At 62.9% G+C, this 12,282-nt stretch carries 12 protein-coding genes and 1 tRNA gene; 4 read left to right on the forward strand and 9 right to left on the reverse strand.

The features are described 5' to 3' along the window. Window positions 1–17: 17 nt before the first annotated feature. The 7 genes from coaE to ispB form a co-directional block, all read right to left on the reverse strand. Window positions 18–632: a dephospho-CoA kinase gene (gene coaE / locus ACTJK4_RS23825; protein WP_260802255.1), complete on the reverse strand. Its 615-nt coding sequence runs from the start codon at window positions 630–632 to the stop codon at window positions 18–20. A gap of 13 nt (window positions 633–645) precedes the next feature. Then, entirely contained in the window at window positions 646–1,527 is an 882-nt protein-coding gene (locus ACTJK4_RS23830) for a prepilin peptidase (RefSeq protein ID WP_440819113.1), read from the reverse strand. Next, window positions 1,527–2,804 carry a type II secretion system F family protein gene (locus ACTJK4_RS23835; protein ID WP_433865366.1) on the reverse strand — a complete coding sequence of 426 codons (1,278 nt, stop codon included), beginning with the start codon at window positions 2,802–2,804 and terminating at the stop codon, window positions 1,527–1,529. Before ACTJK4_RS23835 ends, ACTJK4_RS23830 begins: the two co-directional genes overlap by 1 nt. Before the next feature lie 44 nt (window positions 2,805–2,848). Then, window positions 2,849–4,576, reverse strand: a complete 1,728-nt coding sequence (gene pilB, locus ACTJK4_RS23840) for a type IV-A pilus assembly ATPase PilB (protein ID WP_232041069.1) — start codon at window positions 4,574–4,576, stop codon at window positions 2,849–2,851. 259 nt (window positions 4,577–4,835) lie between these two features. After that, complete coding sequence (locus ACTJK4_RS23845; RefSeq protein WP_414561105.1) at window positions 4,836–6,110, reverse strand: HlyC/CorC family transporter; 1,275 nt, start codon at window positions 6,108–6,110, stop codon at window positions 4,836–4,838. 172 nt (window positions 6,111–6,282) lie between these two features. Next, window positions 6,283–6,359: transfer RNA gene (locus tag ACTJK4_RS23850), tRNA-Pro, on the reverse strand. A gap of 26 nt (window positions 6,360–6,385) precedes the next feature. Next, window positions 6,386–7,315, reverse strand: coding sequence for an octaprenyl diphosphate synthase (gene ispB, locus ACTJK4_RS23855; protein ID WP_414561432.1), 930 nt, complete (start codon window positions 7,313–7,315; stop codon window positions 6,386–6,388). A 336-nt stretch (window positions 7,316–7,651) separates the two neighbouring features. On the opposite strand from ispB, the gene rplU reads away from it, so the two are divergent. From rplU to proB, 4 genes are all read left to right on the forward strand, one after another. After that, entirely contained in the window at window positions 7,652–7,963 is a 312-nt protein-coding gene (gene rplU / locus ACTJK4_RS23860) for a 50S ribosomal protein L21 (protein ID WP_004633023.1), read from the forward strand. A gap of 37 nt (window positions 7,964–8,000) precedes the next feature. Next, window positions 8,001–8,261, forward strand: coding sequence for a 50S ribosomal protein L27 (gene rpmA, locus ACTJK4_RS23865; protein WP_004633021.1), 261 nt, complete (start codon window positions 8,001–8,003; stop codon window positions 8,259–8,261). 196 nt (window positions 8,262–8,457) lie between these two features. Then, window positions 8,458–9,552: a GTPase ObgE gene (obgE, locus tag ACTJK4_RS23870; protein WP_027680331.1), complete on the forward strand. Its 1,095-nt coding sequence runs from the start codon at window positions 8,458–8,460 to the stop codon at window positions 9,550–9,552. 33 nt (window positions 9,553–9,585) lie between these two features. Then, the gene (gene proB / locus ACTJK4_RS23875) at window positions 9,586–10,710 is read left to right on the forward strand and encodes a glutamate 5-kinase (RefSeq protein ID WP_343620954.1); all 1,125 of its coding nucleotides are present in this window, start codon (window positions 9,586–9,588) and stop codon (window positions 10,708–10,710) included. Between the two features lie 96 nt (window positions 10,711–10,806). Here the strand turns inward: proB and ACTJK4_RS23880 are convergent, their stop codons facing one another. Beyond that, a complete protein-coding gene (locus tag ACTJK4_RS23880; protein WP_322017529.1) occupies window positions 10,807–11,436 on the reverse strand; it encodes a CNP1-like family protein in 630 nt (209 codons plus the stop codon). Window positions 11,437–11,441: 5 nt separating this feature from the next. Then, window positions 11,442–12,149: an RNA pyrophosphohydrolase gene (locus ACTJK4_RS23885; protein ID WP_316871833.1), complete on the reverse strand. Its 708-nt coding sequence runs from the start codon at window positions 12,147–12,149 to the stop codon at window positions 11,442–11,444. Window positions 12,150–12,282: the final 133 nt, after the last annotated feature.

Raw genomic sequence — 12,282 nt, forward strand, 5'->3', positions numbered from 1 at the left:
GCCGCTTTCAGATCGTTTCAATTCGACCGGTAGGTTAGGTCCAGACGATCGATCTGCGGCAGCAGGTCGGCCAGCGTGCCGCTGTTGTCGATCACGTCGTCGGCGGCGGCAAGGCGTGCCTCGCGCGAAGCCTGGCGCGCGACGATCGCTTCCACCTGCGCGCGCGGCAACCCGTTGCGGGCCATCACGCGGGCAATCTGCGACTCAACCGGGCAGTCGACCACCAGAATGCGGTCGACCAGCGTGCGCCAACTTTGATGCCCGGCGAGGGATTCCACCAACAGGGGGACGACGTAGACAAGGTACGGATGCGCGTCCGATGCCTGTGCGGCGGCCCCGCGCGCCAGCGCAATCTCGCGGATGAGCGGGTGCGTGATCTGCTCCAGTCGCGATTTGGCGGTGGCGTCCGAGAAGGCGAGGGCGCGCATGACATCGCGGTCCATGGCGCCGTCTGCGCGCAGGATGCCGGCGCCGAAGGTCTCGACCAGCTTGGGAATGGCGGCGCCGCCCGGCGCGGTGATCTCGTGGGCAATGGCATCGGTGTCGACAATGGCGGCGCCGCGCTCCGCCAGGCGGTCCGCCACGTAGCTCTTGCCGCTGCCGATGCCGCCGGTCAGGCCGATCACACGCATGCTGGCCATGCCCCTATGGCGCAAGCAGGGGACCGAAGCCCGCCATCATGAGCAATTGCGGGCCGGCCAGCAGGGCGATCACGCCAGCCCCGGCAATGAATGGCCCGAACGAGAACGGCGATTCGCTAGTCGCACCCCGCGCAATCCGCACGAGCCCAAACACCAGTCCCACGACCGACGAGAGCAGCACCAGCAGAGGCAGCGCCTGCCAGCCGAACCACGCGCCGAGTGCAGCCATCAGCTTGAAGTCGCCGTAGCCCATGCCTTCACGGCCGCGCAGAAGCTTGTAGGCCCAGTAGATCGACCACAGGAACAGGTAGCCGGCCATCGCACCAATCACGGCGTCGTGCAGGTGCGTGAACATGCCAAACAGATTCACGCCCAGCCCAAGCCAGAGCAGCGGCTGGGTGATGGCGTCGGGCAACAGTTGCGTGTCGGCGTCGATCATCGTGCCGGCGATCAGGAACCACAGCAGCACCGCCGACGCGACCGCCACCCAGGTCGGGCCGAAGTGCCACAGGCAGGCCGCCGTCAGCAGGCCGGTCACCAGTTCCACAGCGGGATAGCGCCACGAGATAGGTGTCTTGCAGGCACTGCAGCGGCCGCGTAGCGCCAGCCAGCTCATCACGGGAATATTCTCGATCGCCTTGATCTGATGACCGCACGACGGACACGCCGAGCGCGGCACGATCAGGTTGTACGCGTCGGGATGAGGGAGCGGCTCTTCGCGCAGCTCGGCGATGTAGTTGGCTTCCTCTCGCTCGATCATGCGCGGCAGGCGGTGGATCACCACGTTGAGGAAGCTGCCGACCAGCAAGCCAACCAGCGCCCCGGCCGCAATGACAAACCACGCCGGCAGTTGCGCCAGCGTGGGAATGACAAACAACTCCGGCATCAGACCACCTGACCCAGCTTGAAGATCGGCAGATACATCGCCACGACCATGCCGCCGATCAGCACGCCGAGAATCACGATGATGAGCGGTTCAATCAGCGTGGATATGTTGGCCACGGCGTCATCGACCTCGCGCTCGTAGAACTCGGCCACCTTGAGCAGCATGCTGTCGAGGGCACCGGATTCCTCACCGATCTGGGTCATCTGCAGCACCATGTTGTCGAACACATGCGTGGCTTGCATGGCGTTGGTCAGGCTGGTACCGATGCGCACGGCTTGCTGGATCTCGATCGTGGCATCGTAATAAATCCAGTTGCCGGCTGCGCCAGCCACTGACTCCATCGATTCCACGAGCGGCGTGCCGGCTGCAAACATAGTGGCCAGGGTGCGCGTCCAGCGGGCGATGGTGGCCTTGCGGATGATGCTGCCGAAGATCGGCATGCGCAGAATCCAGCGATGTGTGGAGCGTTGGACGTTCTCCGAGCGCTTAAATGCCCGGACGAATAGCGTAATGGCAATGAGGGGCGCGAAGACGATTATGTACCACCATTGCACGAAGAAGTCGGAAATGCCCATCACGACCAAAGTCGGCGCGGGCAGTGTGGCGCCAAAGCTTGAGAATACGCTCTTGAAGGACGGCACCACGAAAACCATCAGCACTACGGTCACCAAGAAGGCCACCGTCAGCACCGAGATCGGATAGATCATCGCCGACTTGATCTGCGCCTTCAGCGCGATCGACTTCTCCATGTACAGCGAAAGCCGCTCGAGCAGCGCATCCAGAATACCGCCTTGTTCGCCCGCGTCGATCAGGTTGCAGTACAGCGTGTCGAAGTACTGCGGATGGCGTCGGAAGGCCTGCGCCATGCTGCTGCCCGACTCGATATCGAAACGGATTTCCGTCAGCAGTTGCGTGAAATTCGGATTGGCGTGGCCCTTCGCGATGATGTCGACCGACTGCAGCAGCGGGACGCCGGCCTTCAACATGGTTGAGAGCTGGCGCGTGAAGTAGGCGATGTCCTTCGGCGTGATCTTCTTGCCGCGGGCCGCACGGCGGCGCTTGGACTTGGTGATCGACAGGCCTTGCTTGCGCAGGACGGCATTCACCTCGGTGATGCTCTCGGCGCGCATCTCGCCCTTGAAGATCTTGCCTTTGCGATCTTTGCCTTCCCACTCGAAGATGTACTGCGTGGGCGCCTTTGTCTTGGCGGTCTTTCGCGCTGGCGCGGCGGCCGCGCTCTTTGGGGCCGATCTCGCGGCAGGTGCTCGTGTAGCCATGGTTGGTTCCTACCCCCCGGTATGGGAACGATTGATCGAGAAGGTTATTGGTTTGTTGTGGCCAGCACTTCCTCTAGGGAAGTCAGCCCCTGCTTCACTTTTCGCAAGCCCGACTCGCGCAGCGACAGTACGCCCTCTTTACGCGCCTGCTCGGCGATCTGCAGCGCAGTGCCATGCGTCAGGATGATCTCCTGGATCGCTTCGGTGATCGGCATGACTTGGTAGATACCGACCCGGCCCTTGTAGCCGCTGCCGTTGCAGGTTTCGCAACCGACCGGGTGATACGGCTGCCAGGAGCCGTCGACGTCCGCTTCGGTAAAGCCCGCGTCGAGCAGCGTTTCCTTGGGCAGCGGCCCCGGCTTCTTGCATTCCTTGCACAGCCGGCGCGCCAGGCGCTGCGCCGTGATCAGGAGCACCGATGACGCGATGTTGAACGGCGCCACCCCCATGTTCATCAGGCGGGTCAGCGTGGTCGGGGCATCGTTGGTGTGCAGCGTGGAAAACACGAGGTGACCGGTCTGCGCAGCCTTGATCGAGATGTCGGCCGTCTCCAGATCCCGGATTTCGCCCACCATGATGATGTCCGGATCCTGCCGCAGGAACGACTTCAGCGCCGCCGCAAAGGTCAGCCCCGCCTTGTCGTTCACGTTGACCTGGTTGATGCCGGGCAACTGGATTTCCGCCGGGTCTTCGGCCGTGGAAATGTTGATGTCGCCCTGGTTCAGCCTGTTCAGGAACGTGTACAGCGACACCGTTTTGCCCGAGCCGGTGGGCCCCGTCACGAGCACCATGCCGTACGGCCGCTTGATCACGTCGAGCAGCAACTGCTTTTGCTCCGGCTCGTAGCCGAGTTGATCAATATCGAGCCGCTCGGTGGACGACTCCAGAATCCGGATCACGATCTTCTCGCCGAACAGCGTCGGCAGCGTCGACACCCGGAAGTCGATGGCGCGCTCGATCGTCTCTTTGTTGTCCTTGTCCTTGCGGTCTTTCGGGACGGTGATGAGCAGCTTCATGCGGCCGTCTTGCGGCACGCGCTTTTCTGAGATGTCGAGGCGCGAGAGCACCTTGATGCGGGTCGCGATCTTGTCGCGGATATCCAGCGGCGGCTGTGCGACCTGCGCCAGGATGCCGTCGATGCGGAAACGCACGCGGTAAAACGTTTCAAAGGGCTCGAAATGCAAGTCCGACGCGCCGCGCAACAGGGCCTCGGTAAAGAGCTTCTGCAGGAAGCGCACCACGGGGGCATCGTCGATGCCATCGGTGGTGGTGCGACGCGAGGCGGCAGCAGCGCCCGGGTCGTACTCGATCTGCGTGGCTTCCTGCTTGGGGAAGAGCGACTTGATTTCGGCCGGCGCCTCATTGGCGAGGCTCAGCTGGCGTACCAGCTTGTCGTGCTCGACGATGACCGTTTCGATAGCCACGTTCATCTTCTGACGCAGCTCTTCGATTGGCTTCGGATCGCTTGGGTCGGACGTGGCGAGGATGAGACGGTTTTCGCGACGGCCCAGCGGCAACAAGCGCAACTGTGCGAAGTGCTTATTGGCCGACAGCACGGCCGGTACGGTATCGAGCTTGTACTGGGCGAGGTCCAGCAGCGGCATCTGGTACTTGCCGGCGACAAACACGGCGAGGTCGTGCGCACTCATGATCCCGCTGCCCACCAGCTCGTCGATCAGCTGCGTGCGTTTTTCACGCGCGCTCTGTTCGAGCTGGGTGAGTAGCGTGGGCGCGATCCGCCTGCTCTGCGCTAGAGCGAGTCCGAGTGTCATGAGTCCAGTCCGTCAGGCTGAAGCTGACCATTTCAGCGCGCGCCGGGCCCCACCGCCTCCAGCGTGCGCTCGCCCCCCAAGGCGATTGTTTTATGTTCTGCCGCCGGTACCTCACCCATTCGTGGGGGGTGGTGCCCGGAACCGGGGCAGTTTGCCGACCGCCCCTGCATTTGTAAAGCGCGCATCAAAGCGCAGCTTGCATTTGTGCCACATCGGCAGAAAACGGTTCTAACTGAAGCGTTTGCTCTCGAGTGTGGCGTCAGCTGCGCTTGGGCTGCGGCGGCTGGTGCAGCCGCACCGTGCGGATGGACTGGCTGTCCATCTGGACGATGTCCATCACGCAGCCCGCAATCTTCACGCTGACAGTCGCCTCGGGAATCTCTTCCAGCACTTCCAGTAGCAACCCGTTGAGCGTCTTCGGGCCGTCGGTTGGCAGGCTCAGGCCCAGGCGCCGGTTCAGGTCGCGCAACGACATTCCCGCATCCGCAAGATAAGTGCCTTCCTTGTCCCAGGCGAGCTTGCCGGCGTTCGGAAGCGTGGTGGTGAACTCGCCGATCATCTCTTCGATGATGTCTTCCAGCGTCACCAGCCCCAACATGTCGCCGTATTCATTGACGATCAGGCCGATGCGGCGGCGGTTCTCCTGGAAGTACTGCAACTGGCGGAAAACGGGTGTGCCGCTCGGCACGAAATACGGCTCGGCGAGCAGGCCGCGGAAATCGTCGTGCGTAAGTTCGGTGTGCCCCAGCAGTGACAGGACCTTGCGCACATGCAGGATGCCGATCACCTGATCGCTGTCTTGCTCGAACACCGGGAGCTTGTTGTGGTAGCAGGTCTCGAGTTGCTGGATGACCTCTTCAATCGGGCGCGACAGATCCAGCGATTCCACCCGCGCGCGCGGCGTCATCACGTCGTCCACGGTGATGGCGTCCAGATCGAACAGGTTGAGCAGGATGCTGCGGTGCTTGTGCGGAATGAAGTTGCCTGATTCCAGCACAAGCGTGCGCAGTTCCTCGGTCGACATGCGCTGCTCAGGCGCCTTGCGTGTGTTGATCCGCACCAATCGCAGCACACCCATGGCAAACGCGTTGACCACCGCGACCAGCGGCGTCGAAATCTGCATCAGCGGCTTGATGATGAAGCTGGCCGGGAAAGCAACGCGTTCTGGGTAGGTCGCGCCCACGATCTTGGGGGCGATCTCGGCGAACACGATGATGAGAAACGCGACGATGGCCGTGGCGATCGACAGCGTCGTTCCGTTGTTGCCGAAGTAATGGATCGCCAGCGTCGTAATCAGCACCGGCACAGCGGTGTTGATCAGGTTGTTGCCGATCAGGATGAGCGAGAGCAGTTTGTCGGTTTGACCGAGCAATTGCTGCGTATTGCGCGCGCCCGATACGTTGGACTTGGCAAGATGCCGCAGGCGATGGCGGTTGAGCGCCATCATCGCGGTTTCGGAAATCGAGAAGAAGGCGGAGCAGCACAACAGCAGCACGACGGCGCCAATTTGTGCCCAGAGCGGCCAAGAGTCCAAAGCGGGAGGGGAAGGACGGCGAAGTGCCCACTATAACAGAGGGGTTTGGCGTGCCGATGCGCGCGGCCGTTGCGCATGCCGCTAGCGTAGATCCCCCCAGCAGAGGGTCGTTAAGAAACAAAAAAGCCCAGCAATTGCTGGGCTTGATGTCCTTGATCGACAAGGGAATTTCTGGTCGGGGTGAGAGGATTCGAACCTCCGGCCTCTACGTCCCGAACGTAGCGCTCTACCAGGCTAAGCTACACCCCGATGCTTCTTCGCAGATCTCGTGCGTGTCAGGACTGACGTTGCAGCGAGAAAGCACACAAGTCTATCAGCGTCTGGCGGAAAAGGGAAGGGGGTAATGCGTTTGCAGCTACTTCGGCTGCAGCGGCTTCGCGTTCGGCGGCCTGGCGCGTGTACTCCAGCGCGCCGGAAGTCTGAATGGCAGCGAAGATCGCATCGAAATGTTCCGTGCCGCCTTGCTCGATGGCTTGGCGCACCAGTGCACGCTGTTCTTCCGTGCCGTTCGATAGCAGATGGATGAGCGGCAGGGTCGGCTTGCCTTCGCGCAGGTCGTCGCCAGCGTTCTTGCCCATCTGGTCAGCGGTGGACGTGTAGTCGAGCAGATCATCGACGATCTGGAACGCGGTGCCGATGCGGCGGCCGTATTCAGCAGCGGCCTCTTCGGTGGCGGCGTCGGCGCCCGAAAGCACCGCGCCGATCTGGGCGGCTGCCTCGAACAGCTTGGCGGTCTTGTAGCGAATGACCTGCAGGTAGCGCTCTTCCGTCACGTCCGGGTCGTGCATGTTCAGCAGTTGCAGAACCTCGCCTTCGGAAATGATGTTGGTTGCGTCGGCGAGGATCTGCATGATGCGCATGCTGTCGGCCTGCACCATCATCTGGAAGGCGCGCGAGTACAGGAAATCGCCCACCAGCACGCTGGCCGCATTGCCGAACACGGCGTTGGCGGTTTTTCGGCCGCGGCGCAAGTCGGATTCGTCAACCACATCGTCGTGCAGCAGCGTGGCCGTGTGGATGAACTCGACCACGGCAGCCAGCTCGTGCTGATGCTCGCCCTTGTAGCCGAGCGCATTTGCCACCAGCAGCAGGATCACCGGGCGCAGCCGCTTGCCGCCGGCGCTGATGATGTATTCGCCAATCTGATTGATCAGCACCACCTCCGAGCCTAGGCGGCGGCGGATCACGGCATCGACGGCGCGCATGTCTTCAGCGACAGGAGCGAGCAGGACGGAGGCGGAGGTCTGAGTCAAGGCGAATTCCGACAGAAAGCGTGTGGCTGATGGTCGACTTGCGCGGGGAGCGATGCTGCGCAAAAAACCGCGAGATTATAGAGCAACCAGGCGGTTTGCCCGATGGCGCGGCGCCCCAGGCTTGACGTGGCGGGCCGTTGCGCGGGCGCAGCACCCGATCAGGCGATTAGTCTTTGATTTGCTTGGGTTTTTCTTGTATAGTTGCGAGTTCTCTGTGTCCGTCGTCTGCGTATGCGGGCGGCAAGTGGCACAAGAGTCACGTTTTAGTTCTTTTATCGAGGTCCGACAATGTACGCGGTCGTAAAAACCGGCGGTAAGCAATACAAGGTTGCTGCTGGCGAAAAACTGAAAGTAGAACAGATACCGGCGGACGTTGGCGCAGAAATCACGCTTGACCAGGTGCTCGCAGTGGGCGCCGGCGACCAACTCAAGGTTGGTGCGCCGCTGGTGAGCGGGGCTGCCGTCAAAGCCACCGTCATCTCCCACGGTCGTCACGACAAAGTGCACATCTTCAAGATGCGCCGTCGTAAGCACTATCAAAAGCGCCAAGGGCATCGTCAAAATTACACCGAGTTGCGTATCGACTCGATCGTGGCCTAAGGCTGCGTCGTCTACGTAACCGGATAGGAGTTCAGTCATGGCACAGAAAAAAGGCGGCGGTTCCACACGGAACGGCCGCGATTCCGAGTCGAAGCGCCTGGGCGTGAAGGTGTACGGTGGTCAAGCCATCAACGCTGGCGGCATCATCGTTCGCCAACGCGGCACCCGCACGCACGCTGGCGTGAACGTGGGCATGGGCAAGGACCACACCCTCTTCGCGCTGGTCGATGGCCACGTGAAGTTCGCCAACCGCGGCGAAGGCAAGAAGCAGTTCGTCGACGTTGTTCCGGCGGCCTGATCCAGCCTTGTAGTCAAAAGGCCCCGCACCCGTGCGGGGCTTTTTCGTTTCTGGCTGCTAACAAAACGCGACCCTGATCCTGGGCGGTACGCTGCTTCTTGGCGCTTGTTTCCAGGCGCGTTCTGTTAGCAATGGCGCGAGCGGCGCCGATTTCTTTTTACCTGCCGTGCGCACGCCGCACGGGCGGAGACCCTCCATGAAGTTCATCGACGAAGCCCGGATTGAAGTGATCGCTGGTGACGGCGGCAACGGCAGCGCCTCGATGCGCCGCGAGAAATTCGTCCCGTTTGGCGGACCGGATGGCGGCGACGGTGGGCGCGGCGGTAGCGTGTGGGCCGTGGCTGACCGCAACATCAACACCCTGATTGACTACCGCTTTGCCAAGAAGCATCTCGCGCGCAACGGCGAAAACGGCCGAGGTGCCGACTGCTACGGCGCCGCTGGCGACGACATTACGCTGCGCATGCCCGTGGGCACCGCCATTTATGACGCCGACACGGAAGAGCTGATCGCCGACCTGACCGTCGACGGGCAGCGCCTGTGCCTGGCGCAGGGCGGCGAGGGCGGCTGGGGCAACATCCACTTCAAGTCGAGCACCAACCGCGCGCCGCGTCAGAAGACCGACGGCAAGGCCGGTGAGCGCCGCAACCTGCGCCTCGAGCTGAAGGTGCTGGCCGACGTGGGCCTGCTCGGCATGCCGAATGCCGGCAAGTCGACGCTGATCACCGCCATTTCCAATGCGCGCCCGAAGATTGCCGACTACCCCTTCACGACGCTGCACCCGAATCTGGGCGTGGTCCGGACCGGCCCGTCGAAGTCCTTCGTGGTGGCCGACATTCCAGGCCTGATCGAGGGCGCAGCGGAAGGTGCCGGTCTGGGGCACCAGTTCTTGCGCCACCTGCAACGCACACGCGTGCTGCTGCACGTGGTGGATCTTGCCCCGTTCGACGAGAGCGTGGACCCGGTGGCCGAAGCCAAGGCGATTGTCGGCGAGTTGAAGAAATACGACGCTGAACTCTTCGACAAGCCGCGCTGGCTCGTGCTGAACAAGCTCGACATGGTGCCCGAGGACGAGCGCGAAGCGCGCGTGAAGGACTTCGTGAAGCGCTTCAAGTGGAAGGGCCCGGTGCACCGCATTTCTGCGCTGACCCACGACGGCACGCAGGCGCTTGTCCACGCGATCCAGGAATACCTCGACGAGCTGCGCGCCGAAGAGGACGCCGCAGCGGCCGCGCCCGACCAGCGTCTGGACCCGAGCCTGCACAACGTCGACCACGACGATCAGGCCTGAACACAACAAACACCCTTCGGAGACACGCCCACCATGGCCCTGCATTCGCTGATTGCCGATGCGCGCCGCCTTGTCGTCAAGGTCGGTTCCAGCCTGGTTACCAACGACGGCCGTGGCCTCGATCAGGCTGCCATTGCCCGCTGGGCTGCGCAGATCGCGGCGTTACGGGCGGCGGGTAAGGAAGTCGTGCTGGTCAGCTCCGGCGCCATCGCCGAGGGCATGCAGCGCTTGGGCTGGGCGAAGCGCCCGAAGGAAATCCACGAGCTGCAGGCCGCCGCCGCCGTTGGGCAGATGGGGCTCGCGCAGGTGTACGAATCCGAGTTCGCGCGGCACAGCATCCGCACGGCGCAGGTGCTGCTCACGCATGGCGATTTGGCCGATCGCGAGCGCTACCTCAACGCACGTTCCACGCTGCTCACGCTGCTGGGCCTCGGTGTCGTGCCGATCATCAACGAGAACGACACGGTCGTCACCGACGAGATCAAGTTTGGCGACAACGACACGCTGGGCGCGCTCGTCACCAACCTGATCGAAGGCGACGCGCTGATCATCCTGACAGACCAGCGCGGCCTGTATACAGCTGACCCGCGCAAGGACCCGGACGCCCGCTTTGTCGACGAGGCGCAGGCTGGCACGCCAGATCTTGAGCAGATGGCCGGCGGCGCCGGTTCGAGCATCGGCAAGGGCGGCATGCTGACGAAGATTCTGGCGGCCAAGCGTGCGGCCAAGTCGGGTGCGCACACCATCATCGCTTCGGGGCGCGAGCCCGACGTGCTTGCGCGCCTGGCGAATGGCGAGGCCATCGGCACGCAACTTCGCGCGCCGACGGGGCGGATGGCGGCACGCAAGCAATGGATGATCGATCACCTGCAACTGCGCGGTCGCGTGGTGCTGGATGCCGGTGCAGTGGAAAAACTCACGGCCGGCGGAAAGTCGTTGCTGCCGATCGGCGTGACCGAAGTGCAGGGCGAATTCGCGCGCGGCGAGGTGATTTCTTGCGTGGATACGGCAGGCCGTGAAGTGGCGCGCGGGCTGACGAACTATTCGTCGGCCGAGGCCCGGCTCATCGCGCGCAGGGCATCCTCCGAGATCGAGTCGGTGCTTGGCTACGTAAGCGCCGCGGAGCTGGTGCACCGGGACAACCTGGTGCTGCTCTAATTCAGTCGCTCGGCGGCGTGTCAAAACAAAAGGCCAACCTTGCAGGGTTGGCCTTTCTGTTTGAGGCAGATAATGCAGTACGCCGACGTTTGCCGCTCAGGGCCCGAAATACCGGCCGCCCTGTCCCAACCGTTGCACCAGCGTAGAGGCCTTTCCATCTCCAGCTACCGAGCGCACGTCGCAGAAGTACGAGCGCAACAGCGCCGATGCATAGTCCGTCGGACCGCCATTGCCAACGCGCTGCCAATCCGTGGCGGGCTTGTAGGCATTCATGCTGGCGGACTCGGTATTCGCGGTTTCGTTCATGTCCACCGCGCGGTTGCTGATCCATTGGTTGGTGTCATTGCGCAGCGTCGCATAGATGCGTCGTTCTGCCGTATCGCAGCGCAGGCCTTCGTAGTTCACGTTGCGCGCGCCCGTCTTGCTGGTGATCAGCACGGTGTAGCGCACCACGTTGTCCTTGCCGATCGACACCGATTTCGGATCGATGGCAAAACGCAGCGGCGAATCAGTGCGGCCGCCCACATCGAACGGCACGGCATCACGATCGACCGGCGGGGCCGGGAAGGTCACGGCGTCTTCCTTGAAGGGCTTGTCGTTGAACGGGTCCATCAACAGCTTGTCTTCGAGGTCGCCGGTGCGGTTATGGCCACATGCCGTCAACGCCAGCGCAGCCGCCAGCGCGAGCGGCACGAGAGCGCGGTGCGCTCCACGTGTCGTCGTCATCAGATTCACGAATTGTCCTTGGGAGCCGTGTCGTCAGGGTTGGGGGAGGGGGCGGTCGGCGCGGATACGCTCACCGTTTCAACGATGACCGTCGTGGTGGTGACGGTCAGGGCCGGCTGGGCGTACGGCTCGTTGCGGCCGCTCTGGCCGCCGGAACGTTCACGGTGATCGCGCGCATCACGTCCGTCACGCTCACGGTGCTGCCCGCCGCGCCCGTAGGGCGAGAGCGGTGCGCGCGCCTGCCGCTGCACGAAGCGCGAAAGCTCCGACAGCGCCAGCTGATACACCTCGCGCTTGAACTCGATGACGGCCTCGAGCGGCACCCAGTACTGGCTCCACCGCCACGCATCGAATTCCGGATGCTCGGTGGCGCGCAGTTGGATGTCGCAGTCGCGACCGACCATGCGCAGCAGGAACCAGATCTGTTTCTGGCCCCGATAGTGGCCGCGTATTTCGCGGCGGATGAACTTGTCCGGCACCTCATACCGCAGCCAGTCGCGCGTGCGACCGACGATCCGGACGTGTTCTGGCAACAGGCCGACTTCTTCGTGCAGTTCGCGGAACATCGCTTGTTCGGGCGTCTCGCCGTACTTGATGCCGCCTTGTGGAAACTGCCAGGAGTGCTCGCCAATGCGCTTGCCCCAGAACACCTCGTTTCTTGCGTTGATGAGGATGATGCCGACGTTCGGGCGGAAGCCTTCACGATCGAGCATGACTGCACCTCGAATACTTTAGAATTACGCCGATTATAGAGCGGCCCGTCGCTCGGCTGTCACAGAAGCCGAAATGTTGCCGCTCACTCGCGCCTCCTGGGGGAGGGGCGTCGATTGCGCGAATGTGCGCTAG

Source organism: Ralstonia sp. 22111, from assembly GCF_052045895.1.
GTDB lineage: Bacteria > Pseudomonadota > Gammaproteobacteria > Burkholderiales > Burkholderiaceae > Ralstonia > Ralstonia wenshanensis.